The organism is Nonomuraea sp. NPDC049419 (genome assembly GCF_040676995.1).
GTDB lineage: Bacteria > Actinomycetota > Actinomycetes > Streptosporangiales > Streptosporangiaceae > Nonomuraea > Nonomuraea salmonea.
Genome location: NZ_JBFAQB010000001.1, coordinates 1,110,164 through 1,134,554, shown reverse-complemented (window position 1 = coordinate 1,134,554; position 24,391 = coordinate 1,110,164). Strand labels below are relative to the sequence as shown.

The window sequence follows — 24,391 nt, the reverse complement described above, 5'->3', positions numbered from 1 at the left end:
CACCGCCCGATTCAGCGGGGGCGGGCCGCTTGCAGCTCAGCGCGTACGGCCGGCGTCAGCACCTGACCGGCCCGCTCGACCAGCAACGTCATCTGGTACGCGACCAGACCCATGTCGCAGTCGGGAGCCGCCAGGACGGCCAAGCAGGATCCATCACTGATCGACATGATCATCAAGAGCCCACGCTGCATTTCGATAACGGTCTGGGTCACCATACCGCCCTCGAAAACCCGCGCGGCGCCCTGGGTCAAGGAGATCACGCCGGAGGCCACGGCGGCCAGCTGGTCGGCCCGGTCCTTGGGAAAACCCTCGGAGAAGGCCAGCGGCAACCCGTCAGACGACACCACGACCGTGTGGGCGACGCCTGGCACGTTGTTCACGAAGTCCGTGATCAGCCAGCTAATGCCGCGCGCTCCCTGGCTCATTTCTCTCATTTGTCCTCCTCATTCTCTTCTCCGCGGGTGAACGCCCGGCCTTGCCGGACACCCTGCTGGAAGCTGGAGAGCCGGCTGCGCAACCGCTCGGGTGAGATCTGCGGTGCTGGTGAGGTCGCCTGGGGCTCGGCCAGGCTGGCCGTACCGGGGACCAGGTTGGCCTTGGGGACGCGGCGCGGCAGGCCCGACGGCGTCGTGCCGGCCTGCTGCGGCTGGACCGCGGCCTGTGCGGCCTGGAAACCGGAGTCGGCGGGCGACGACCAGGACGCGCCCACGCCCGACGCCCCCGGCTTGCGCTGCGGGAGCCCGGACCTGCTCACGCCGCCCTGAGCCGGGCTCTGGTTCGGGCCGCCCTGAGCGGCCGCCTGCGGCGGCGGTCCGTCGGTCACCGGCGGGTGCGCCGCGGTGATCTCGTGCTCGGACTCGGGCTCGATCTCGTGGCGCGGCTTGAGCACCTCTGGGTCGGGACGGCGGAACCAGTCCGACCCGACCGAAGAGAAGATCGGCAGGAACTCCTCGTTCTGCTCCTCCATCGGCGAGTTGCGCACCGCGGGGAGCGGACCGGTCATGTCCTGGGAGGAGTAGTCGCCGGGGCCGAACGGGTTGTAGGCGGAGTGCCCGTTCTGCTCGAACTGGTCGGCCGGCTTGGGCTCGTCGGCGAACGGCGAGCGGTAGTCGTCGCCGAACTGGGGCTTGGCCCGGTCGTCCGACTCGAACAGCGACCTGCGCGGCGCCGGGTCGGCGAACGACGACCAGCGCGGCTCCTCCTGCTGCGGCTGCTGCTGGGGCGGCTCCGTGGCGAAGGACGGCCACTGCGGCTCGTCGTTCTGCAGGGGCGGCGGCTGCTCGGCGAACGACGGCCACCGGTTCTCCGCGAACGGCTTCGGCTCGGCAGCGGGCGGCTGCTCGTCGGCGAAGGACGGCCAGCGCTGCTCGCCCAGGGACTGCTGCGGCACGTTGTTCTGCGGAGCGGGCGTCTCCTCGGCGAACGACGGCCAGCGCGGCTCCTCGGGCCGCGGCGGCTCGCCGAACGCGGGCGGCTGGTCGCCGCCGAAGACCGACGGCTGGTCGCCGAACGCGGACGGCGCCGGGTCGGGGAAGGACGGCGGCTGCTCGCCGAACGACGGCCAGTTGCCGGTGCCCGGCGCGGGCAGCGAGCCCGGCCACTGCGTGTCCATCACCTGGTCGGGCATGTCATCGAACGACGGGTGACCGTTGCGCGACGGCTGGCCGAGCGAGCTCGGGTCGAACGTGGTGAACGCCTCGTACTGGCCCTGCTGGTTGCCCTGCCCGTTGCTGATGAGCATGTCGGGCATCATCACCAGGGCGCTCAGGCCGCCGTGCTCGCGCATGCTGAGCTGGACGCGGACGCCGTGGCGCAGGGCCAGGCGGCCGACCACGAACAGGCCCATGCGGCGGGAGACGGACACGTCCACGACGGGCGGGTTGGCCAGGCGCCAGTTGGCCTCGGCCAGCTCCTCCTGGCTCATGCCGATGCCCTGGTCGTTGATCGTGACCAGCACGCCGCCCTCGGCGGGGGTGCTGGTGACGGTGACCTTGCTCTCGCGCGGGGAGAAGGAGATGGCGTTCTCGATCAGCTCGGCGAGCAGGTGGACGGCGTCGGTGACGGCGGGGCCGACGATCTGGGTGCCGGACGGGATCTGGATCTGGACCCGCTCGTAGCCCTCGACCTCCGACAGCGAGGCGCGGGCGATGTCGACCAGCGGCACCGGCTCGCTCCACTTGCGCGCGGCCTCCTGGCCGGCGAGGACCAGGAGGTTCTCGCTGTTGCGCCGCATGCGGGTGGCCAGGTGGTCGAGGCGGAAGAGGTTGGCGAGCCGCTGCTCGTCCTCCTCACCCTGCTCCAGGCCCTCGATGAGCTGCAGCTGCCGCTCGACCAGCGTCTGGCTGCGGCGGGAGAGGTTGACGAACATCGAGTTGACGTTGGCGCGCAGCTTGGCCTCGTCGCCGGCCAGCCGGATCGCCTCGCGGTGGACCTCGTCGAACGCCCGCGCCACTTCACCGATCTCGTCACGGGTGTTGACGCCGACCGACGGCACCTCGGGCACCTGCGCGCCCTCACCCGACTCGCGCAGCACGCGGACGGTCTCGGGCAGCCGGGTCGTGGCGACCTGCAGCGCCTCGGCACGCAGCCGGCGCAGCGGGCGGACCAGCGAGCCGGCCACGCGGGTGGTGATGATGAGGACCAGGAGCAGCAGGACCAGGATCAGCGCACCGGAGATGATGGCGTTGCGCTGCTCGGTCGCGCTCAGGTCGCGGGTCGTCGTCACGATCTTCGTGGCCAGGCCGTCCTCGACCTTGCGCATCGCGTTGGCGACGGTGGTGGTGCTCTCGTACCACTCGTTGAGGTCGCGGTTGGTGGTGACGTCGAGGTCGCGGATGCGGTTGGTGGCGCTCACCTGAGCGAGCGCGCGCTGCCGCATGGCGTCGGCGAGGTCGACCTGCGGGCCCTTGACGGTGTCGCGGTAGGTCTTGAGGTCCTGGGCGGCGGCCTCCAGCTCGAACGAGGTCTGCTCGGTCTGCTGCTTGTCCCAGGAGCCGAGGAAGTCCGACCAGTCGGAGCTGTCGACCTTGGTCCCGCGCTGCACCTGCATGTTGATGAGCAGGATCTGCTGGCGCGCGGTCTCCTCCTTCATCCGCTGGAGCGAGCCGAGCGCGGCCACGTCACCCTGGAGGGCGTCGTCGCTGACACCGTCACCGAGGTCGCTCTGCAGCGTGGAGAACGTCCCGATCATCGTGCTGTAGGTGCCGACGACGGCTCGGGCGGGGACGCTGCCCGTCATCGACTCCCGGAGGCTGTCGAGACCTTCGAGCCAGCGGCGCATGTTCCTGACACCGTCGAGCACGCGGGCGGAGTGGGAGGCGTCGATGGCCGCGGCGGCCGACAGCACCTGCTGCTTGGCCTTGTCGGTGGCCTGCCGCTGGGTCTTGAGCTGCACCAGGCGGCCGCCCCTGCGGCGGTCGGCGACGTACCAGGCGGTGAGCGTGCGCTCCCTGGCCAGCTCGTGGTTGAGGCCGCCGACGCGCTGCACCAGCTCGGCCACCTGGGTGAGCCGCTGGTACGCGGCGCTCGTGCCGATGGCGTTGGCCAGCTGGACGCCGGCGAGCAGCACACCCACGACGGTGGGGATGAGGATCAGCGCGACCAGCCTTGAGCGCACACGCCAGTTCGCCAGCCGGAACCGTCCGCCTGTGTACTCCCCTGACCTGGTGTGCCTGGGGTCTTTCGTCCTCACTGAGTCTCGCAACCTCTCGCCGGTACGTGCTCGAAGAAAATCAGACACGCGTGTGGCGCATGGGATTCTGTCCGGCCGGGTAATTGGAACACAACCCGTACCAGATCGGCCAACCGAACATATCCCATCACATGCGCCCAAAGAGGCACTTTGGGCACGATAGCGCCACCACGTTTTCAGGCGGGGCGGAACGAATCCCGCTCGGCCGGTGCCGCATGCTTCACCATCAGGTGCCGCGTCACCGAGTACTCCTGCACCGCCTCCTGGCTCATGTCCTTGCCGAACCCACTGCCCTTCACCCCGCCGTGCGGAGCCTCGCTGGCGATGGGCAGGTGGTCGTTGACCCAGGTCACTCCCACGTCCAGCCGGTGTGATACGCGCATCGCGCGAGCCACGTCACGCGACCACACCGACGAGGCGAGACCGTATCTAGTGTCGTTGGCCAGCCGGACCGCTTCGTCCTCGCCATCGAACGGGAGCGCGACCAGGACCGGTCCAAACAGCTCACCTTGGACGATCTCGCTGGTCTGTGCGACATCGGTCACAAGCGTGGGTGGATAGAAAAAGCCGGAGCCCCCGATCGGGGAGCCGCCGTGCAGAACGCGCCCTCCGGCCCGCTCCACGAAGCCGTGCACGCGGTCGCGATGCGCGGCGGAGATCAGCGGGCCGATGTCCGTCGCCGGGTCCCAGGGGTCGCCGGCGGTGATGCCGGCCAGGGTCTCCTTGATCGCCTCCACCGCGTCGCCGTAGACCTCCCTGGCGACGTAGACGCGGGTGGCCGCGGTGCAGTCCTGGCCGGTGTTGTACGTCGCCCCCATGGCGACGCCGCGGGCCATCTCCGCCAGATCGGCGTCCTCGAACACCAGGGCGGGCGCCTTGCCGCCGAGCTCGAGGTGGACCCGCTTGAGCGTGGCGGCCGCGCCGGTCATGACGGCGCGGCCGGTCTCGGTGGAGCCGGTGACGCTCACCATGTCCACGCCGGGGTCGGTGACCAGGGCCTGGCCGACCTCGGCGCCGCCGGTGACCGCCTGCACCAGGCCCTCTGGTGCGCCCGCCGCGCCGAACAGCTCGGCCAGGCGCAGGGTCGTACGCGGGGTCTGGGGAGCCGGCTTGATGACCACGGCGTTGCCCGCGGCCACCGCGGGACCGACCTTCCAGACCGCCATCACGAACGGGAAGTTCCACGGCGCGATCGACCCCACCACCCCGACGGGGCGGCGCAGCAGGACCGAGGTGTAGCCGGCGCTGAACACCCCGGCCCCCGTGCCCTCCAGCGACCGGGCGGCCCCGGCGAAGAAGCGCAGGTTGTCGACGGCGAAGGGCAGCTCGCCGTCGCGGAAGACCGCCGCCGGCTTGCCCGTCTCCTCGACCTCCAGCCTGGTCAGCTCCTCGGCCTCGGCCTCCACCAGGTCAGCCAGGCGCAGCAGCACCCGGGCGCGCTCGCCGGGGGTGGCCTGCGACCACTCCTCGTACGCCGCGCGCGCGGCCGAGACCGCCTTCGCGACCTCCTCGACAGGCGTGTCAGGGACCTCGGCGAAGCGCAGGCCGGTGGCGGGGTTGATCAGTTCGCGCATGAGGAAGACTTCAACTTTCGGGTCGTGCTACTGGCCGAGCTGCTCGATCAGGTCGGCGGCCTTGCGCAGGCCGTCGCGGCGCCTGATCTCCTCGCCCGCGGCGGCGAGCCGCGCCCGCAGCTCGGTGTCGCCGAGCAGCTTCGCGATCGCCCCTGTGAGTTCTTCGTCGGTGAAGGTGTAGGTGGAGAGCCTGACACCGTAACCGAGCTCATCGACCCTCTGGGCGTTGTCGTACTGGTCCCAGAAGAGCGGCAGCAGGATCATCGGCTTGCCGAAGTGCAGCGCCTCGGTGGTCGTGTTGTTGCCGCCATGGGTGATGACCAAGTCACACAGTGGGATGATCTTAGTCTGCGGGAGGAACTCCTCGCCCCACATGTTGTCGTGCAGCTTGATCTCCTCGTGCAGCGGACCCTTGGAGACGACGTACTGGTGCGGGGTGGTGCCCAGCACGTCGATCACCCGCTGCATGAGGCCCACGTCGGCGGAGCCGAGCGAGCCGAGCGAGAAGTAGATCAGCGCGTGCTCGTTGCGCTCGAAGGGCAGCTCGAAGTCCTGCTCGGTCTCGCGCACCGAGGAATCGAGCCGGTGCCACGTCGGGCCGAGGGGGCGCTCGGCGACGTAGTCGAGGATCTCCGGGTAGACGTAGAGGTTCAGGTCGCCCTCGTGGATGAAGTCGAGGTCGGGCAGCGGCGGCGTGCCCTGCTCGACGCACCACGCGTTGTAGGCGGTCCACAGCTCGCGGTGGGTGCGCTCGTACTCGGCGCGGAAGGCGTCCCACTCGGAGCGGTCGCCCGCGGGCAGGCCGGAGAAGACCGGCGGGATGTTCGGGCCGCGCACCTCCAGCGGCTGGCAGGAGACGATGCGCACGAACTTCTTGCCGGCGGTGATGAGGGCCGGGAACGTGAGCACGTTGTCCTCGATGATCACGTCCGGGTTCACCCGCTCGATGATGGCCTTGAGCTGCGGCTCGCAGTATTTCGCCCCGTCGATCAGCTCGGCCCAGATGGGCTTGGTGACGGTCTCGAGCTGCTCGCGCGTGCTCTTGCGGTACTCCGGCGCGGTCTCGCGGATGAAGTCCTTCCAGAACTGGCCGGGGTCCTGCTCCTCCTCGGACGGCGGGGCCAGGTCGACGAGGTCCTCCTCGAAGCCGAGCGCTTCGAGCTTGCCCTTCCACGAGGCCTCGGCGGCGAAGACGACGCGGTGGCCGCGCTTGCGCAGGATGTCGCCGATGCCGATGGAGTTGTTGGTCGGTCCGTACGCGCTTTCCGGCATGAACAGGAAGGTGAGAGACATCGAAGCTCCGGGAGAACTCGTCATTTTGAAGGTGAATTCAAAAACGGATCTAGCGTGAAGGTCAAGTTAAGGGCACTATGGTCAACGGCCAACTGAACAGTGGCCTAAGGAGTGAAGGTGGTGAGGGTGGCTCAGCGCAAGAGCCGCAGTGACCGGCGCATCGACTTGATCGAAGCCGCACGCAGGGCCATCATCCGCCATGGCATCGACGGTGTACAGCTCTCGCACGTCGCCGAGGAGGCCGGGCTGACCTCCGGCGCCGTGCTCTACCACTACCCCGACCTCAGCGAGCTGCTGGTCGAGGCGCAGCAGGCGGGCATGGAGCGCTTCTACGAGCAGCGGCTGCGCCGGCTCGCCACGATCACCGACCCGGTCGAGAAGCTGGTCGTCACGATCAGGTCGGGGCTGCCCACCGGGCCGCTCGACCCGGACGTGCGCCTGCTCAACGAGCTGGGCGGGGCCGCGGGCCGTAACCGGGTCTACGGCGTGCTGCTCACCTCCCTGTACGACCGGCAGGTCTCGATGTACCAGGCGATCCTGGACACCGGGGCCGCGCTGGGCGTCTTCAGGCTGAGCGCCGACTCGGTGACGATCGCCCGCAACCTGGTGGCCCTGGAGGACGCCTACGGCTACCGCATCACCGCCAGGCACCCCCTGATCGGCCCGGCCGAGGCGGCCGAGCTGATCCTGTCCTACGCCCGCGCGGCGACGGGTAACGACCTGGTTCACTGACCGGCCGCCATGATGACCGCGTCCTCGGCGTTCCAGCGCACCTTGACCTTGGCACCCGCCTTGATCGTGCTGGCGCCCTGGACGGCGGCCAGCACCGGCTTGTCCTGCCCCTGGACCTGCACCGACAGGTGCGAGACGCCGCCGAAGAAGCTGACGTCGAGCACGGTGCCCGACAGCCCCCTGGTGGCGCTCTCGTCGGCCAGCTCGATCTTCTCCGGCCGGACCGCCAGCAGCGCCTCCGCGCCCGCCTCCAGCTCGTCCAGCGGCGTACCGGCGAGCATGCCGAACGTCGTGCTCTTGATGCCCTCAAGGCCGCTCGCGGTGCCGGTGAACAGGTTGTTGGCGCCGACGAAATCGGCCACGAAGGGCGAGCGGGGCCGCTCGTAGAGGGTGATGGGCTCGTCCACCTGGCAGACCCGGCCGCTGTCGAAGACCGCGATGCGGTCGGCCAGCGACATGGCCTCCTCCTGATCGTGCGTGACGACCACGAACGTGATGCCCACCTCGTGCTGCAGCCGCTTGAGCTCCAGCTGCATGTCGGCGCGGACCTTCTTGTCCAGGGCCGACAGCGGCTCGTCGAGCAGCAGCAGCCGGGGCCGCTTGACGATGGAACGGGCCAGCGCCACGCGCTGCCGCTGGCCGCCGGACAGCTGCGCGGGCTTGCGCCCCGCGTGCGCCGACAGGCCCACCGTCTCCAGCACCTCGCCGACGCGCTGCCTGACCTCCTGGCGGGGCAGCTTCTCCCGCTCCAGCCCGTACGCGACGTTCTTCGCCACCGTCATGTGCGGGAACAGCGCGTACGACTGGAACATGAGGCTGATCGGCCGCCGGTTCGGCGGCTTGGCCAGCAGGTCCTCCCCGTCGAGCGTGACACCGCCCGCGTCGGGCGTCTCGAACCCGGCGATGATGCGCAGCAGCGTGGTCTTCCCACAGCCGGAGGGGCCGAGCAGGGCGAAGAACTCCCCCTGCTCGATCTCCAGCGAGACGTCGTCCAGCGCGGTGACACTGCCGAACTTCCGGGTGATCCCGTCAATCTCGAGCACGCGATTCCCCGATCTTGGTCAGGCGCTGCCCGGCGATCACGGCCGTGAAGCTCACCAGCAGCACGATCGCGGCCAGCGCATTGATCTTCGGAGTGACCCCGAATCGGATCATGGAGTAGATAACGATCGGCAGCGTCTGCTCGCTGTTGCCGATCGTGAAGAACGCGATCACGAACTCGTCCAGCGACAGCGTGAACGCCAGCAGCGCGCCGGCCACGATGCCCGGCATCAGCTGCGGCAGCGTGATCTTCATGAACGTGGTGACCGGTCCCGCGCCGAGGTCACGTGACGCCTCCTCCAGCGACGTGTCCGCGCCCGTCAGCCGGGTGCGCACCACCGCCGCCACGAACGCCATCGCGAACACGCCGTGGGCCAGCACGACCGAGTACAGGCCGAGCGTGAGCTGGATCGTCCCGTACAGGATCAGCAGGCCGATGGCGATCACCAGGTCGGGCAGCACGGCGGGCATCAGCGCGACCGCTTCGAGCACCTTGGACCTGGTGTGCCGGACCAGGCCGACGGCCAGCAGCGTGCCGAGCACGGTGGCGATCACCGTGGAGCCGGCGGCCACGATCAGCGTGTTCACCACGCCGGACAGGACCCGGTCGTCGCGGACCAGCTCGCCGTACCACTTGAGGCTGAAGCCGTCGAAGCTGTACGCCGAGTCGCCCGCGTTGAACGACATGACCACCAGGACGGCGATCGGGAGGTAGAGGAAGACGTACGTGGCCCAGAACGGCACGTACAGGAGCTTTGACCTACGCACGGCGCGTCACCCATGCCTGGATCATGAGCAGCACGATCAGCATCGCGATCACCGCCAGCGCCAGCGTCGAGCCGAACGGCCAGTCGCGCGCGGTCAGGAACTGCTGCCTGATGAGGTTGCCCACCATGATCGACTTGCTGCCGCCGAGCAGCTCGGGGATGACGAAGTTGCCCAGGCTCGGCACGAACACGAACATGCTCCCGGTCAGCACGCCGGGAATGGTCAGCGGCAGCGTGACCTTCCTGAACGTGGTGAACGCCGACGCGCCCAGGTTGGCCGACGCCTCCCGCAGCTGCGGGTCGAGCCGCTCGATCGCGGCGTACAGCGGCAGCACCATGAGCGGCAGGTACGAGTACAGCAGCCCCGTCACGATCGCGCCGTCGTTGTAGAGCAGCTCAAGGGGCTCGATGCCGAAGACGTTCAGCGCGCTGTTGATCAGCCCCGGGCCGCTCAGCAGGATGATCCACGCGTAGACGCGGATGATGAAGTTCGTCCAGAACGGCAGCACGACGGCGACCAGCGCGATGGTCTTCCACTTGCGCGGCAGCTGCGCGATCAGGTACGCCGTCGGATAGCCGATCAGCAACGCGATCACGGTCGTCACCGCCGCGATCTTCAGCGACTGCAGCACCACGCCGAAGTAGAGCGGGTCGATCAGCCGGCTGAAGTTCTCGGTGGTGAACTCGTAGACGACGCCGCCGAAGCGCCCCCGCTGGAACACCGTGTAGCTGAGCACCAGCGCCAGCGGCACCAGCAGCAGCACCAGCAAGTAGGCGAGCCCGGGCGTCAGGAACACGAACGCGCCCAGCCGACGCCCTCGGGAACGGGACGCCGGCCGGGCCTTGACCTCTGACTTCACTACAACGACAACTACTTCGCCTGGATGTCGGCGGACAGGCGGGTGTACTTGGTGGACGCCTGGCCCAGGTCGATGATCGACTCACCGTCGAGCAGCTTGTCCGGCGCGATGCCGAGCAGCGAGCCCTTGGGGATCTTCACCTGCTCCATGGCCGCCTTGTTGGGGACCTTGTAGTTGATGTTCACGGCCGCCCAGCTGTGCACCTCGGGGCTCAGGATGTAGTTGATCAGGGCGTGCGCGGCCTCCTTGTTCTTGGAGGACTTCAGGATCACCATGGTGTCCACCCAGAGGTCGCTGCCCTCCTTCGGGTTCGCGAAGCCGATGTTGCCCTTGGGGTCGGTGGTCGGGCACCAGCCGTCCCACGCCTCGACCATGACGGCCTCGCCGTTGGTCAGGCGGTCACCGAAGGTGGTGTCGTCGTAGGTGAGCAGGTGCGGCTTCTGCTCGACCAGCAGCTCGCGGGCCTTCTCGATCTCCTCGTCCTTGTCGGTGTTGACCGAGTAGCCGAGGGCCTTGAGCGCGGGCAGGGCCAGCCAGCGCTCGGTGGTCATCATGGTGACCTTCTTCTCGGCCCAGGCCGGAGGCTTGAGAATATCGTTCCAACTGTCCGGGACCTTCTTCACGAGGTCCTTGCGGTAGCAGATGCCGGTGGTGCCCCAGGTGTAGGGCACGGAGTACTTGTTGCCCTTGTCGTAGGACAGCTGGGTGGCCTCGGGGTAGAGGTTGGCCAGGTTGGGGATCAGCTCGGGGTGGATCGGCTCCAGCAGGCCCATGGCGTTGAGCGCCTGGGCGTACTGGCCGGAGACGAACGCCACGTCGATGCCGCTGTCACCGGGGGCGGTGAGCTTGGTCATCGCCGTCTCGTTGGTGTCGTGCAGCTGGATCTTGATGTCCTTGACCTTGAGGGTCGACTTGACCCTGTCGGCCAGCTCCTTGGGCAAGTAGCCGTCCCAGACCGTGACCTGCAACGACTGCTTCGTCAGGTCCGCGTTGGGCTTGAGCTCGGCCGCCGCCCCCGTCGTCTCCTGTGAACTTGACGAGGCCCCACCGCCGCACGCCGCGACGGCAAGCGCGAGGCCGACCACCGCGACGGTGGCCGGGAGACGACGGGTGAACCGGGAACGGGACACGGCCGCTACTCCTTCTGAAATTGAGATGTAAGAGGGGTCGCGCGACCTTACCGGACACAGCCGACCAGAGCAGGAGTGTTGCAGCAGAAATCAACATGAGCAAGACTTTTCATGACATTGCTACCTGGAAGTTTGGTCCACGAGTTGAATTGGGATTCAATACGCCGACGAGTGATCTCGCTCGGTGAGAGGCCGCTCACCCCACGAGATCGCGGGCTCAGCGCCGCTCTCGTGGCACACCTCGGGGAGGAGGCGCCGGAGCCGCTGTCCGTGCGACGATTTCTGCCGTTGCCCACCCTCTCGTACGGCTCTGCAGATCTCCACACTGGGGTCCCAGGTGAGCGCGATTTCGGTGCACACGTGGATCAGACGAACCACTCGGTGATCGTGGACGAGCGCGTCGTGGTGAAGTGGCTCACCCCTCCCGCGCCGCTGCCGCATCCCACCCCCGACATCCTCGCCCATTTGGTTGAGGCCGGATTCAACGACACCGCCCCTCCTTACGCGGCTCTGACCGGCGTGGTGAACGGCCGCGAACACCTCCTCGCCCTGGTGACCGGTTACCTGCCGGACGCCAGGGACGGCTGGGAGTGGTGCGTGGACGAGGCCGTCGCCGGCACCACCGCGTTCGCCGCCGCTGTCGGCCGCCTCACCGCCGACCTCCACCTCGCCCTCTCCACCCTCCCCCATTCCCCTACGACCTCCGAGGTCGCGCACGCGGAGGGGGCCGCAACGGGACCGGGCGCCGCACCCGCGGCGGGCCCGGCGCCTGCGGCGGGGCTTGTGGAGCGGGCGGAGGCGGCGCTGTCCGAGGCACTGGCGGTGACCGGCGGTGAGGACGGGGCCTGGCTTGCCGAGCAGGCCGAGGTCATGCGGCGGGAACTGGGCGCCCTGACCGCGTCTGTGACCACGCCCGTCACCACGCCGCTGATCAGGATTCACGGTGACCTGCACGTCGGTCAGATTCTCCAGTGGCGCGACGGCTACGCGGTCATCGACTTCGACGGCAACCCCACGGTGGCCGACGCCGACCCCCGCCAGCCGGCCGCCCGTGACGTGGCGCAGCTCACCACCAGTCTGGAACACGTGGCCCAGGTCGCGATCAAGCGCCGCGGCACCCCTCCTGACCAGGCCGCCGCGTGGGCCCGCCGCGCCCGCGCCGGGCTGCTCGCCGCCTACCGCGACCGGCTGGCCGCGCGGCACCGTCCCGACCTGCTGGACGAGCGGCTGATCCGGCCGTTCGAGGTGGAGCAGGAATGCCGCGAGCTGATCTACGCCGCCCGCCACCTGCCCCGCTGGCGCTACGCCCCGATGGGTGTCCTGCACACCTGGTACGACGCCCGAAAGACGGCCGCATCCACCCCCGCGGCGACCCCCGCGCCGAACCCGGCGCGGAAACCTGAGGAGAACATCGCGTGAAATCCGAGCTCTACCTGACCGACCTGGAGTTTAAGCCGCAGGCGCTGGCGGACCTCGCCGCCACGCTCAGGACGGCCGACCCCTGGGCCGGGCTGCCGCAGGGCGTCGACCGGGTGCTGTTCCTCGGCATGGGCAGCTCCCGCTACGCGGCGGGCGTGGCCGCACGGCGCCTGCGCGCCGCCGGGGTGTCCGCCTTCGCCGAATACGCCTCCGCCGCCATCGCACTTCCACCGGCCCAGGGCACCCTGGTCGTGCCGATCTCGGCCACCGGCGGCAGCCGCGAGACGCTCGACGCGATCGAGGCGTACGCGGGCGGCCCCTCCTTCGTCGCGGCGCTCACCAACCAGCCGGGCTCCCCGATCACGCAGGGCGCCGACCTGGTGGTGGAGATGCGGGCGGGCGAGGAGCGCGGCGGAGTCGCCTGCCGTACGTTCCAGCACACGCTGGCCCTGCTGCTCGCCCTGGAGAGCCGGCTCACCGGCCGCGCGCACGACCTGCCGGCCCTGGTCGAGCGGGCCGCCGAAGCCACCGCCGACCTGCTGGAGCGCAGGGACGAGTGGCTGCCCCTGACCATGGAGCTGCTCGACGGCCCGCACGGCGTCTACACGATCGCCCCCGCCGAGCGCCTGTCGTCGGCCGAGCAGTCGGCGCTGATGCTGAGGGAGGGCCCGCGCCGCCCGGCCGACGCCTGCGAGAGCGGCGACTGGTCGCACGTGGACGTCTACCTCACCAAGACGCTCGACTACCGCGCCCTGCTCTTCCCCGGATCCCGCTACGACGAGCAGGCCATGGACTGGGTGCGCGAGCGCGGCTCGACGGTGGTCACCGTGGGCGGCGAGGTGAAGGACGCCGCCACGGCGATCCGCTACGTCCACGACGACGACCCCGACGTCGCGCTGCTCACGGAGACGCTGGTGGCCGAGCTGGTGGCGGCCTACTGGTGGTCGGCGCGGTAGCGGGGCCTCATGCCGACCGTACGGTGAGCGCGTGCTCCACCAGCGTGATCAGCGTGTGCTTGACCGCGGGCCGGGCCCGCGCGTCCGTCCGCACGATCGGCACGTGCCCGGAGATCGTCAGCGCCTCCCGCACCTCGTGCTCGGCGTGCGGGAACTCGCCGTCCCAGCCGTTCAGCCCGATGATGAACGGGATGCCGGAGTTCTCGAAGTAGTCGACGGCGGGGAAGCTGTCGGCCAGCCGCCGCGAGTCGACCAGCACGACGGCCCCGATCGCGCCGCGCACGAGGTCGTCCCACATGAACCAGAACCGGTGCTGCCCCGGCGTGCCGAACAGATAGAGAATGAGGTCCTGGGCCAGCGAGAGCCGGCCGAAGTCCATCGCGACGGTCGTGGTCGTCTTGCCCGGCGTGTGGCCCAGGTCGTCGATGCCGGTCGAGGCGTCGGTCATCACGGCCTCGGTCGTGAGCGGCATGATCTCCGACACCGCGCCGACGAACGTGGTCTTGCCCACGCCGAATCCGCCCGCCACGACGATCTTGGTGGAGGTGAGCCGGCTAGAGCCTTCGAAGTCCACTGAGCACCCTTTCGAGCAGGCCCCTGTCAGGCAGGCCCGCCTCAAGCTGAGGCTGGTACACCTTGACCAGCCCGTCCGCCTCCATGTCGGCGACCAGCACCCGCGCCACCCCGAGGGGCACGCTGAGCAGCGCCGAGATCTCCGCCACCGAACGCACCTGGCGGCACAGCTCGCTGATGGCACGGTACTCCCGCGTGTACGTCATGCCCAGCTGCGCCGAGGTGGCCGACGACACGAGGGCCTCCATGGCGAGGTTCGTCCGTGGCGTGGTGCGGCCGCCGGTGACGGCGTACATGCGGACGAGCGAACTGCGCTCGGGCTCCTCTTCCCCGTTGTGCCACGATGCCAAGGTTCACTCCCATCACCAGGGACGCACGGAGGACAGCTCCGCTCGCACGGCAGGGGTGAGCACCTGCCCCGCGCGCTCGACCAGGATCGTCATCTGGTAGGCGACCAGGCCCATGTCGCAGTCGGGCGCGGCCAGCACCGCGAGGCAGGATCCGTCGCTGATCGCCATCACCAGCAGCAGACCGCGTTGCATCTCCACGAGGGTCTGAGTGACCTCGCCACCGCCGAACACCCGCGCCGACCCCGCCGTCAGGCTCACCAGACCGGCCGCGATGGCGGCGAGCTGGTCGGCGCGATCCTGGGGAAAGCCCCTGGAGTAGGCCATGGGGAGCCCGTCGGCCGAGACCACCACCGCGTGCGCCACGCCGGGGACCTCTTCGACGAAGCCGGTGACCAGCCAGTTGACGTCTCTGGCGGCCTGGCTCAGCTCCTTCATGCGTCCTCCTCGAGCTCGGCGCGTCCCTTGCGTACGCCCTGCTGGTAGCTGGCGAGCCGGCTGCGCAGTCGGTCAGGGGACACCGGAGGAGCGGGAACGGGCGGAGGTTGCGGGTTCGCGGTCCCCGGTACCAGGTTCGCGCGCGGGGTCCGCTTCGGCAAGCCGGAGTTCGTGGTGCCGTTCCTGACCGGCTCGGCGGCGGCGCCCGCGGCCTGCCAGCCCTGGTCGGCGGGGGACGACCAGGACGGGTCGCGGTGGTCGGCGGTGGGCGCCGACCTGCTGAACCAGCTGCTCACCTCGACAGCAGGCTCCTGAGCTGGGGGTTCCTGCGGCGGGGCGATGCCCAGCTCGGCGGCGGGCGCGCTCAGCGGGTCGGGGAAGGACGTCACCGGCTCCGGCGCCGCCTGCTCCACCGAGTGCGAGTGGGTGTGGGTGACGCTGAACCACGACGAGTCGGCCGCGTCGTGGCTCGCGGGGGGAGTGGCGTTGTAGGACGGGACGCTCTCGTACGACGGCGGGGCCGCGGTGTCGAAGGACGGATGTCCGCCGGAGAACGACGGCATGGACCGGGGAGCAGGGGCCGCGTGCGCCGACGGCGCGTTCGTCGGCCCGTTGGCCGGCCCGTGGGTCGGCCCGCTGGTCGGCCCGCTGGTCGGACGAGGTGCCCGGTGCCGTTGTCCCGCTCCCGGCACCGGTCCCGGCACGCCGGTGAGCAGCGCGGGCGGGATCAGCACCATGGCGGTCAGCCCGCCGATGTCCTGCCGCCGCAGCTGCACCCTGATGTTGTGCCGCAGCGCCAGCCGGCCGACCACGAACAGGCCCATCCGCCGCGACACCGACACGTCCACGACGGGCGGGTTGGCCAGGCGCCAGTTGGCCTCGGCCAGCTCGTCGGGCGTCATGCCGATGCCGTGGTCGGTGACCGACAGCAGCAGGCTGCCGCCGTCGATGCGGCTGCTGGAGATGATGACCTTGGTGTCGCGGGAGGAGAACGACACGGCGTTCTCGACCAGCTCCGCGAGCAGGTGCACCACGTCGGTGACGGCCTGCCCGGCGATGGCGACGTCCGACTGGACCTGGATGCTGACCCGGTCGTAGCTCTCGACCTCGCCCAGCGCGGCCCGGACGATGTCCATCAGCTCGACCGGCTCCGTCCACTTGCGCGCGGCCTCCTGGCCGGCGAGGACGAGCAGGTTCTCGCTGTTGCGCCGCATGCGGGTGGCGAGGTGGTCGAGCTTGAACAGGTCGCCGAGCCTGGCGTCGTCGCGCTCGCCGCGCTCCAGCTTCTCGATCAGCGTGAGCTGCCGTTCGACCAGGGTCTGGCTGCGCCTGGACAGGTTGACGAACATGGCGTTGACGTTGGAGCGCAGCTTGGCCTCGTCGCCGGCCAGCCGCACGGCCTCCCGATGCACCTCGTCGAAGGCCCGCGCGACCTCGCCCACCTCGTCCTTGGTGAAGATGCCGATGGGCGGCACCTCGGCGTTCACCGCGCCGTCGCGGGACTCGCGCAGGTGCTGGACGAAGTCGGGCAGCCGCCTGCCGGCGATCTCCAGGGCCTCGCCGCGCAGGCGGCGCAGGGGGCGTACGAGGGAGCGCGCCACCCCGGTCGTGATCAGCAGCACGGCCACGAGCAGGGCGAGCACGGCGGCGGCGGTGATGACGGCGCGCTGCCGCTCGTCGGAGCTGAGCGCCTCGCTGCGCTGCACGATGCCCTCGGCCTGCCGCTGCTCGACCTTGCGCATGGAGTCGACGACCACGCTCACTGCGTCGAACCACTCCTTGGCGTCGTCTTTCCTGGCGAGGTCGAGGCCGCGCAGCGGCAGCCCGGTGGTGGCCCTGATGAGCACCAGCTCGCGCAGGAACAGCATGCGGTCGGCGGAGCGGCCGTTGACGGTCTCGTCGAACAAGCGGCGCTCCTCCGCGGTGGCCTCGGCGGCGAAGCCCCTGCGCTCGTTGGCCTCCCTGGACTGCTCGCCGAGCAGCCGCTTGAGCGATTCCGGCTCGAACGCGCCCTCGACCAGCGCCACGACGACGAGGGCCTGCTGGTACGACACGCTCTCCTTGGCCCGTGCGAGCGCGTCGAGCATGCGCGTCTGGCGGAACAGCTCGTCGTCCACGCTGCCCTTGACCAGCTCGTTGTGCACCGACAGCAGGCCGTTGACGATCACGGTGTAGAGCTCGACGGCCGGTCCCGGCAGCAGGTTGGCGTCCAGGGCCTGGCGGCGCAGGGAGGTCAGGTCGTTGAGCCGGTTGAGCAGGTTCTCCAGCTGGTCGGCGGTGCGGCCGGTGGCGTCGGCGAGCAGGGCCTGGGCGACGTCGCGTACCTGCTTGGCGGACAGGTCGGCCTGCGCCATGTGGGACTGCACCTCGGCGAAGGCGTCGGCGGGCCGGTCGCGGGCGATGTACCAGGCGGTCCTGGCGCGCTCGGCGGAGACGAGGTGGGTGAACTCGCCGAGTTCGGCGGACAGGCGGGCGAACTGGTTCGTTCTGGCGTAGTCGGAGGCGGCGGAGGTCGAGTTGAGCACCTGGACGCCGCCGAGCAGGACGGCGGCGGCGGTCGGTACCAGGATGAGGGCCACGAGCCGCGCGCGGACACGCCAATTGCGCAGCCGCCAGCCACCTTCGCTGGCCTGCCTGACGCCCACCTGTGTACTCACCGAACGCACCTCGTCGAATCGGCCTATATGCGGGCCGTGTGCCCTGGGGAAATCAGCAAGTGCCGGGTAATTGGAACACATCACATGGCTTGTGGCCAAGCGAACATAACGCGACAAATGATGGTCTGCGTGACTCATGAGGATAGAAGCTGGCGCTCCATGCGGGAAGTGCTCGTGGCATGAAATAAACCTTCAACGCAATAAATGTCCCCTTATGGGCGATTTGCTCGTTCCAATCGCGTAACACGACCGGCGCGCAGTGATCTCCGGAAGGTCACGCCGTTGAGAATCACGCTATTCACCACATATGTTGAGCCACGTCAAACGAGGAGGCGAGGGTGGGAGATTCTCCCGGCAACGCGGCAATCACCGTTGCGGGCCTTTGGAAGATCTTCGGGCCGAAGGCGCAAAAGGTGCTGGACAGTGATGACAGACATCTGGACCCTGCCGCGCTCAGGGAGAAGACCGGCTGCACCGCCGCCGTCCGCGACGTGAGCTTCGAGGTACGCCCCGGCGAGGTCTTCGTCGTCATGGGCCTGTCGGGCAGCGGCAAGTCCACCCTCGTCCGCTGCCTCACCAGGCTCATCGAGCCCTCCGCGGGCCGGGTGACGATCGCCGGCGAGGACATCGGCGCCGCCTCCCCCGCCCGCCTGCGCGAGATCCGCCGCCACCAGGTCAGCATGGTCTTCCAGCACTTCGGCCTGCTGCCGCACCGCAAGGTCATCGACAACGTGGCGTACGGGCTGGAGATCCAGGGCGCCGCGAAGGCCGGCAGGCACGCGCGGGCCGCCGAGATCCTCTCGCTCGTCGGCCTCGACGGCTACGCCGACGCCTACCCCGACCAGCTCTCCGGCGGCATGCAGCAGCGCGTCGGGCTGGCCAGGGCGCTGGCCGTGGAGCCCCAGGTGATGCTGTTCGACGAGCCGTTCAGCGCGCTCGACCCGCTGATCAGGCGCGACATGCAGGCCGAGGTGATCAGGCTGCACCGCGAGGTCGGCAAGACGATGGTCTTCATCACCCACGACCTGTCGGAGGCGCTCAAGCTGGGCGAGCGCATCGCGATCATGCGGGCGGGCTCGATCGTGCAGCTCGGCACGGCGGAGGAGCTCGTGGGCGCGCCGGCCGACGACTACGTGGCCGACTTCGTCCGCGACGTGCCGCGCAGCCACGTGCTGACCCTGCGCTGGATCTGCCGCGACCCCGAGCCGGGCGAGCCGCTCGACGGCCCCGAGCTTCCGGTCACCACCGTCATCAAGGACGCCGTCGGCGTCGCGTCGGGCTCCTCCCGCCCGATCAAGGTCGTGGACGGCGACGAGCTGGCCGGCGTCGTGGACCGGGTCGACTTACTGGGCTTCCTGGCCGGTCAGGACCCCGCCGTGAAGGCGCCGGCATGAGCAGCACGGCCGTCACCACGCCCTCCAGGCTCGGCCTGCCGAGGTGGGCGGCCCCCGCCGGGGTGGCGGTGCTGTTCGTGGCGGCGTACCTGGTCTTTCGTGGCTCGGGGACGCTGCCGCACGACAAGGAGGCGCCGCAGTTCCTCGCGGTGACCGAGCTGCGCGAGTGGATCGACGACCACCGCAACGACAACCCGCTCTTCCTGTACTTCCTCAACTACATCAGGCTCTTCGTGGGCCAGCTCTACACCCTGTTCCATACCACCCTGTACGCGCTCGGCTGGCCCGGCATCACCGGTGTCATGGGCGCCCTGGCCTGGCTGGCGGGCGGCTGGCGGATCGCGCTGCTCGCGCTCGGTGGGGTGAGCGCGTTCGGCGTGCTGGGGCTGTGGGAGTCGAGCGTCGACACGCTGGCCCTGGTCGGGGTGGCGGTGCTGCTGTCGCTGGCGATCGGGATCCCGATCGGGGTGTGGGCGGGCCTGTCCGCGCGGACGCGGCGGGCGATCACCCCCGTGCTCGACGTCATGCAGATCATGCCGACGTTCGCCTACCTGGCGCCGCTCGCGCTGTTCTTCCACATCGGGGCGCCCGCGGGCGCCATCGCCACGATGATCTACGCGATCCCGCCCGCCATCCGCATCACCGCGCTGGCGATCTCGTCGGTCTCCCCCACGGCGGTCGAGGCGTCCACCTCGCTGGGCGCCACCAGGCGGCAGACGCTGTTCAAGGTCTATCTGCCGCTGGCCCGCTCCACGATGGCGCTGGCCATCAACCAGACCATCATGATGGCGCTGTCAATGGTGGTCATCGCGAACCTGATCTCGGCCCCCGGCCTGGGCGGCGACATCCTCCGCGGCCTGTCGCGGGCACAGGTCGGCATCATGCTCCCGGCCGGCGTGGCCATCGTGATCATGGCGGTGATGCTGGACCGGATGATGATGGCGGTCGCCCGCCGCGACGCGCACGCCAAGCTGCGCAGGACCGACCTCGTCGGCGCGGGCGTGCTGGGCCTGGCCGGGCTCGCGCTCATCCCCGTGCTGCCGCCGATCTGGCCGGAGAGCCTGACGGTGAACGTCGTGGCCGAGGTCAACGCGGCCGTGAGCTGGGCCGAGACGAGCTGGTACCCGGTCACCACGTTCATCAAGGACGTCACCTCGCACGCGCTGCTCAACCCGCTGGAGTCGCTGCTCACCGCCGCGCCGTGGTGGCTGGTCGCGCTCGCGGTGCTGAGCCTCGCCTGGCGGGTCAGCGGCACGCGCCCGGCGCTCATCGCGCTGGCCTGCCTGCTCGGCATCGCGCTGCTCGGCGTGTGGGAGCACACCATGCAGACGATGACCACGGTCGCCGTCGCGGTGCTGGTCACGCTGCTCATCGGGCTGCTGCTCGGCGTGGCGGCGGCCCGCTCGCCGCGCTACTCCGCCATCCAGCGCCCGCTGCTGGACGCCGCGCAGACCATGCCCGCATTCGTGTACCTGCTGCCGGCGCTGGCGTTGTTCGGCACCACCCGGTTCACCGCGATCTTCGCGTCCATCATCTACGCGGTGCCGCCGGTGGTGCGCCTGGTCGAGGACGGCATCAAGGGCGTGCCAGCGACCGTCGTCGAGGCCGCCACCTCGGCCGGCTCCACCTCCGGCCAGCTGCTGTGGAAGGTGCAGCTGCCGATGGCCAGGCGGGCCATCCTGCTCGCGGCCAACCAGGGCATCGTGATGACGCTGGCCATGGTCGTCGTCGGCGGTCTGGTCGGGGCGGGTGCCCTCGGCTACGACGTGGTCGCCGGTTTCTCCCAGCGGACCGACTTCGGCATGGGCTTCGTGGCCGGCATCGCGACCGTGCTGCTCGGCGTCATGCTCGACCGCATCACGCAGGGCGCCGACACCAGGCGCCCGTCCCCCCGAAAGAGGAAGTTCACATGAAGATTCGCCTGCTCGCAGGCCTGCTCGCCTTGGGGCTCGCCGCCGGTTGCGGCGGGGCCACCGTGGAGACCTCACCCAGCGCCTCCGCGCCGGCGGCCGGGGCCAGCGCCTCCGGCGGGTCCGCCGGGACCGTGAAGATCGCCATCAACCCCTGGGTCGGGTACGAGGCCAGCGCGAACGTCGTGGCGTACCTGCTGAAGAACGAGCTGAACTACGAGGTGGAGCTGCCCGAGATCAAGGAGCAGCTGGCCTGGGAGGGCTTCGAGACCGGCGACGTCGACGTCATCATCGAGAACTGGGGTCACCCCGACCTGAAGAAGCAGTTCATCGAGGAGAAGAAGACCGCGCAGGAGGCCGGCTCGACCGGCAACAAGGGCGTCATCGGCTGGTACATCCCCAAGTGGATGGCCGACGAGCACCCCGACATCACCGACTACAAGAACCTCAACAAGTACGCCGACCTGTTCAAGACCTCCGAGTCGGGCGGCAAGGGCCAGCTGCTGTTCGGCGACCCCTCGTACGTCAGCAACGAGGAGGCGCTGATCAAGAACCTCAAGCTCGACTACAAGGTCGTGGTGGGCGGCAGCGAGGCGGCCCTGATCAAGAGCGCCCAGCAGGCGCAGGAGCAGAAGAAGCCGCTGCTGTTCTACTTCTGGGACCCGCACTGGCTGTTCAGCAAGACCGAGCTGGTCCGGGTGAACCTGCCGCCGTACACCGAGGGCTGCGACGCCGACCCGAAGAAGGTGGCCTGCGACTACCCGGAGATGGACCTCGACAAGATCGTCAGCACGAAGTTCGCGCAGTCCGGCGGCAAGGCGTACGAGCTGATCAAGAACTTCAACTGGACCAACGAGGACCAGAACGCCGTGGCCGACGACATGACGAACGGCGGCATGACCGGCGAGGAAGCCGCCAAGAAGTGGGTCGAGGCCAACCCCGCCAAGTGGCAGGCCTGGATCCCCAAGTGACCCCCTCCTGACCCCCATGGCCGCGCGCCCGCCCCGGCGGGCGGGCGGTCCGAGGCGCCCACACGGAGACCTCATCATGATCCGAATGAAGACGCTCGCCGGCCCGCTCGTCGCGGCCCTGCTGCTGACCGCCTGCTCCAGCGGTGAGCCCGAGACCACGGCCCAGGCCAAGGGGACCGTGAACATCGACGTGCATGGCTGGGTGGGGTACGAGGCCCAGGCCGCCGTGCTCGGCTACCTGCTGGAGCACGAGCTGGGCTACAAGGTGAACAAGCGGGCCGTGAAAGAGGACCAGTCCTGGCGGGATTTCGAGTCGGGCAAGGTCGACGTGATCGTGGAGAGCTGGGGTCACAACGACCTGAAGAAGGAGTACATCGAGGAGAAGAAGGTCGCGCTGTCGGCGGGGCTGACGGGCAACAAAGGCGTCATCGGGTGGTACGTGCCCGAGTGGATGGCCAAGAAGTATCCCGACATTACGGACTACCGAAACCTCAATAAGTACGCCACCCTCTTCCGGACCGACAAAACCGGAAATGCCGGACAAGTGCTCGACGGAGACCCGACATTCGTCACCAACGACGAGGCTCTCGTCAGGAATCTCGGGCTCAATTACAAGGTCGTCTACTCCGGCAGCGAGGCGGCGCTCATCAAGGCGGCGCAGGAGGCGACGAAGAATCGGACGCCGCTGCTGATGTATTTCTACGAACCGCAATGGCTCTTCAGCAAGATCAAACTCGTCAAGGTCGCGCTGCCGCCCTACGCCGTCGGCTGCGACAGCGACCCGGCGAAGGTCGCCTGCGACTATCCGCCGTACCTGCTGGACAAGATCGTCAGCCGGCGGTTCGCGGAGACGGGCGGGCAGGCGTACGAGCTGGTCCGCAACTTCACCTGGACCAACGACGACCAGAACGCCGTGGCGAGCGACATGATCAACGAGCGGATGACCGCCGAAGAGGCCGCCGAGCGGTGGGTGCAAGAGAACAAGATCGTGTGGAAGGACTGGATTCCGCGTTGAGGTTCGACTTCGTCATCGTGGGCGGCGGCTCCGCCGGAAGCGCCCTGGCCAACCGGCTGAGCGCCGACCCCTCGACGTCGGTGCTGGTGCTGGAGGCAGGGCGTCCCGACTACCTGTGGGACGTCTTCATCCACATGCCGGCCGCGTTGATGTTCCCCATCGGCAACCGCTTCTACGACTGGAAATACGAGTCCGAGCCCGAGCCGCACATGGGCGGCCGGCGCGTCTACCACGCCCGCGGCAAGGTGCTGGGCGGCTCGAGCAGCATCAACGGGATGATCTTCCAGCGCGGCAACCCGCTCGACTACGAGCGCTGGGCCGCCGACCCCGGCATGAAGAGCTGGGACTACGCCCACTGCCTGCCCTACTTCAAGCGTATGGAGACGTGCCTGGCCGACCCCGGCACCGACTTCCGCGGCGGTGAGGGCCCGCTCAAGCTGGAGCGCGGCCCGGCGCACGGCCCGCTGTTCGAGGCGTTCTTCGCGGCCGTGCAGCAGGCCGGGCACCCTTTGACCGACGACGTCAACGGCTACCGCCAGGAGGGCTTCGCCGCCTTCGACCGCACCATCCACCGGGGCCGCAGGCTCAGCGCCGCCCGCGCGTACCTGCATCCCGTACGCAAGCGCAAGAACCTCACTGTCAGGACCCGCGCCTTCGTGGAGAAGGTGCTCTTCGACGGCACCCGCGCGACCGGCGTGCTGTGCGACGGCGAGCGCATCGAGGCAGGCGAGGTCATCCTGTGCGGCGGCGCCATCAACACCCCGCAGCTGCTCCAGCTGTCGGGGGTGGGGCCGCGCGCGCTGCTCGAACCGCTCGGCGTCGAGGTCGTGCACGACCTGCCGGGCGTCGGCGAGAACCTCCAGGACCACCTGGAGGTCTACGTCCAGCACGCCTGCACCAAGCCGGTCTCCCAGCAGCCCTCGCTGGCCATGTGGCGGCGGCCGTTCATCGGGGCCAACTGGCTGTTCCTGCGCGGCGGGCCGGGCGCGACCAACCACTTCGAGGCCGGGGGCTTCATCCGCTCGAACGACGAGGTGGCCTACCCCAACCTGATGTTCCACTTCCTGCCCATCGCCGTGCGTTACGACGGCACGGCCCCGGCCGGCGGGCACGGCTACCAGGTGCACATCGGGCCGATGTACTCCGACGCCCGCGGCTCCGTCCGCATCACCTCCACCGACCCCCGGCACAAGCCCGCGCTGCGCTTCAACTACCTGTCCACCGAGCAGGACCGCCGCGAGTGGGTGGAGGCGATCAGGCACGCCAGGAAGATCCTCTCCCAGCCCGCCTGGGCGGACCTGGACGGCGGCGAGATCTCCCCCGGCCCGCGGGTGCAGACCGACGAGGAGATCCTGGCCTGGGTCGCCGAAGACGGCGAGACGGCCCTGCACCCGTCGTGCACCTGCAAGATGGGCACCGACGAGCAGTCGGTCGTGGACCCCGAGACCATGCGCGTGCACGGCCTCGACGGGCTGCGCGTGGCGGACGCCTCGGCCATGCCGTACGTCACCAACGGCAACATCTACGCGCCCGTGATGATGCTCGCCGAGAAGGCCGCCGACCTCATCCTCGGCAACACCCCGCCACCGCCCGAGCCGGTGGAGTTCTACCGCGCCCACTGAC

At 69.4% G+C, this 24,391-nt stretch carries 20 protein-coding genes; 8 read left to right on the top strand and 12 right to left on the bottom strand.

Annotated elements, in window-relative coordinates; all coding sequences use genetic code 11:
* Positions 1–11: 11 nt before the first annotated feature.
* The 4 genes from AB0K12_RS05260 to AB0K12_RS05245 all read right to left on the bottom strand — a co-directional run bounded on the left by AB0K12_RS05260 (position 12) and on the right by AB0K12_RS05245 (position 6,558).
* Positions 12–425 carry a roadblock/LC7 domain-containing protein gene (locus tag AB0K12_RS05260; protein ID WP_201760494.1) on the bottom strand — a complete coding sequence of 138 codons (414 nt, stop codon included), beginning with the start codon at positions 423–425 and terminating at the stop codon, positions 12–14.
* A gap of 5 nt (positions 426–430) precedes the next feature.
* Positions 431–3,616 (bottom strand): nitrate- and nitrite sensing domain-containing protein, encoded by a 3,186-nt coding sequence (locus AB0K12_RS05255; RefSeq protein WP_364555712.1) that lies wholly within the window; start codon positions 3,614–3,616, stop codon positions 431–433.
* Between the two features lie 251 nt (positions 3,617–3,867).
* Positions 3,868–5,265, bottom strand: a complete 1,398-nt coding sequence (locus AB0K12_RS05250; RefSeq protein WP_364555711.1) for an aminobutyraldehyde dehydrogenase — start codon at positions 5,263–5,265, stop codon at positions 3,868–3,870.
* A gap of 27 nt (positions 5,266–5,292) precedes the next feature.
* A complete protein-coding gene (locus tag AB0K12_RS05245; protein WP_364555709.1) occupies positions 5,293–6,558 on the bottom strand; it encodes a glycosyltransferase in 1,266 nt (421 codons plus the stop codon).
* Between the two features lie 117 nt (positions 6,559–6,675).
* Here AB0K12_RS05245 and AB0K12_RS05240 point away from each other — a divergent pair, with 117 nt between their 5' ends.
* A complete protein-coding gene (locus tag AB0K12_RS05240) occupies positions 6,676–7,290 on the top strand; it encodes a TetR family transcriptional regulator (RefSeq protein ID WP_364555707.1) in 615 nt (204 codons plus the stop codon).
* On the opposite strand, the gene AB0K12_RS05235 is transcribed toward AB0K12_RS05240, so the two are convergent.
* From AB0K12_RS05235 to AB0K12_RS05220, 4 genes are all read right to left on the bottom strand, one after another.
* Positions 7,284–8,333 (bottom strand): ABC transporter ATP-binding protein, encoded by a 1,050-nt coding sequence (locus AB0K12_RS05235; RefSeq protein WP_364555706.1) that lies wholly within the window; start codon positions 8,331–8,333, stop codon positions 7,284–7,286. The two genes, AB0K12_RS05240 and AB0K12_RS05235, sit on opposite strands and share 7 nt — an antisense overlap.
* On the bottom strand, positions 8,320–9,099 hold the full coding sequence (locus tag AB0K12_RS05230; RefSeq protein ID WP_364555704.1) for an ABC transporter permease: 780 nt from the start codon (positions 9,097–9,099) through the stop codon (positions 8,320–8,322). The genes AB0K12_RS05235 and AB0K12_RS05230 overlap by 14 nt, the downstream gene beginning before the upstream one ends.
* Positions 9,092–9,895 (bottom strand): ABC transporter permease, encoded by an 804-nt coding sequence (locus AB0K12_RS05225; protein WP_364555702.1) that lies wholly within the window; start codon positions 9,893–9,895, stop codon positions 9,092–9,094. Before AB0K12_RS05225 ends, AB0K12_RS05230 begins: the two co-directional genes overlap by 8 nt.
* A gap of 74 nt (positions 9,896–9,969) precedes the next feature.
* Positions 9,970–11,088 (bottom strand): spermidine/putrescine ABC transporter substrate-binding protein, encoded by a 1,119-nt coding sequence (locus AB0K12_RS05220; RefSeq protein ID WP_364555700.1) that lies wholly within the window; start codon positions 11,086–11,088, stop codon positions 9,970–9,972.
* A gap of 360 nt (positions 11,089–11,448) precedes the next feature.
* Between AB0K12_RS05220 and AB0K12_RS05215 the strand changes: the two genes are divergently transcribed.
* Together AB0K12_RS05215 and AB0K12_RS05210 are read left to right on the top strand one after the other, a co-directional pair.
* Complete coding sequence (locus tag AB0K12_RS05215; RefSeq protein WP_364555698.1) at positions 11,449–12,507, top strand: hypothetical protein; 1,059 nt, start codon at positions 11,449–11,451, stop codon at positions 12,505–12,507.
* Entirely contained in the window at positions 12,504–13,463 is a 960-nt protein-coding gene (locus tag AB0K12_RS05210) for an SIS domain-containing protein (RefSeq protein WP_364555696.1), read from the top strand. The genes AB0K12_RS05215 and AB0K12_RS05210 overlap by 4 nt, the downstream gene beginning before the upstream one ends.
* A 7-nt stretch (positions 13,464–13,470) precedes the next feature.
* Here AB0K12_RS05210 and AB0K12_RS05205 read toward each other — a convergent pair whose 3' ends face one another.
* The 4 genes from AB0K12_RS05205 to AB0K12_RS05190 form a co-directional block, all read right to left on the bottom strand.
* On the bottom strand, positions 13,471–14,037 hold the full coding sequence (locus AB0K12_RS05205) for an ATP/GTP-binding protein (RefSeq protein WP_345397895.1): 567 nt from the start codon (positions 14,035–14,037) through the stop codon (positions 13,471–13,473).
* Positions 14,018–14,332, bottom strand: coding sequence for a DUF742 domain-containing protein (locus AB0K12_RS05200; RefSeq protein ID WP_345409593.1), 315 nt, complete (start codon positions 14,330–14,332; stop codon positions 14,018–14,020). The genes AB0K12_RS05205 and AB0K12_RS05200 overlap by 20 nt, the downstream gene beginning before the upstream one ends.
* Before the next feature lie 66 nt (positions 14,333–14,398).
* Positions 14,399–14,821, bottom strand: coding sequence for a roadblock/LC7 domain-containing protein (locus AB0K12_RS05195; RefSeq protein ID WP_364555695.1), 423 nt, complete (start codon positions 14,819–14,821; stop codon positions 14,399–14,401).
* Positions 14,818–17,478 (bottom strand): nitrate- and nitrite sensing domain-containing protein, encoded by a 2,661-nt coding sequence (locus AB0K12_RS05190; protein ID WP_364555694.1) that lies wholly within the window; start codon positions 17,476–17,478, stop codon positions 14,818–14,820. Before AB0K12_RS05190 ends, AB0K12_RS05195 begins: the two co-directional genes overlap by 4 nt.
* 338 nt (positions 17,479–17,816) lie before the next feature.
* Here AB0K12_RS05190 and AB0K12_RS05185 point away from each other — a divergent pair, with 338 nt between their 5' ends.
* From AB0K12_RS05185 to betA, 5 genes are all read left to right on the top strand, one after another.
* Positions 17,817–18,872, top strand: a complete 1,056-nt coding sequence (locus AB0K12_RS05185; protein ID WP_364555692.1) for a glycine betaine/L-proline ABC transporter ATP-binding protein — start codon at positions 17,817–17,819, stop codon at positions 18,870–18,872.
* Positions 18,869–20,785, top strand: a complete 1,917-nt coding sequence (locus AB0K12_RS05180) for an ABC transporter permease subunit (protein WP_364555690.1) — start codon at positions 18,869–18,871, stop codon at positions 20,783–20,785. Before AB0K12_RS05185 ends, AB0K12_RS05180 begins: the two co-directional genes overlap by 4 nt.
* On the top strand, positions 20,782–21,753 hold the full coding sequence (locus AB0K12_RS05175; protein ID WP_364555689.1) for an ABC transporter substrate-binding protein: 972 nt from the start codon (positions 20,782–20,784) through the stop codon (positions 21,751–21,753). The genes AB0K12_RS05180 and AB0K12_RS05175 overlap by 4 nt, the downstream gene beginning before the upstream one ends.
* 76 nt (positions 21,754–21,829) lie before the next feature.
* Positions 21,830–22,768 (top strand): ABC transporter substrate-binding protein, encoded by a 939-nt coding sequence (locus tag AB0K12_RS05170; RefSeq protein ID WP_364555687.1) that lies wholly within the window; start codon positions 21,830–21,832, stop codon positions 22,766–22,768.
* A complete protein-coding gene (gene betA, locus AB0K12_RS05165) occupies positions 22,765–24,390 on the top strand; it encodes a choline dehydrogenase (RefSeq protein ID WP_364555685.1) in 1,626 nt (541 codons plus the stop codon). Before AB0K12_RS05170 ends, betA begins: the two co-directional genes overlap by 4 nt.
* Position 24,391: the final 1 nt, after the last annotated feature.

Bases quoted from the DNA above. Each gene is read 5' to 3' on its own strand.
- AB0K12_RS05260 (WP_201760494.1), bottom strand. From the start codon at position 425: ATGAGCCAGGGAGCGCGCGGCATTAGCTGGCTGATCACGGACTTCGTG.
- AB0K12_RS05170 (WP_364555687.1), top strand. From the start codon at position 21,830: ATGATCCGAATGAAGACGCTCGCCGGCCCGCTCGTCGCGGCCCTGCTG.
- AB0K12_RS05195 (WP_364555695.1), bottom strand. From the start codon at position 14,821: ATGAAGGAGCTGAGCCAGGCCGCCAGAGACGTCAACTGGCTGGTCACC.
- AB0K12_RS05250 (WP_364555711.1), bottom strand. From the start codon at position 5,265: ATGCGCGAACTGATCAACCCCGCCACCGGCCTGCGCTTCGCCGAGGTC.
- AB0K12_RS05200 (WP_345409593.1), bottom strand. From the start codon at position 14,332: ATGTACGCCGTCACCGGCGGCCGCACCACGCCACGGACGAACCTCGCC.
- AB0K12_RS05180 (WP_364555690.1), top strand. From the start codon at position 18,869: ATGAGCAGCACGGCCGTCACCACGCCCTCCAGGCTCGGCCTGCCGAGG.
- AB0K12_RS05175 (WP_364555689.1), top strand. From the start codon at position 20,782: ATGAAGATTCGCCTGCTCGCAGGCCTGCTCGCCTTGGGGCTCGCCGCC.
- AB0K12_RS05245 (WP_364555709.1), bottom strand. From the start codon at position 6,558: ATGTCTCTCACCTTCCTGTTCATGCCGGAAAGCGCGTACGGACCGACC.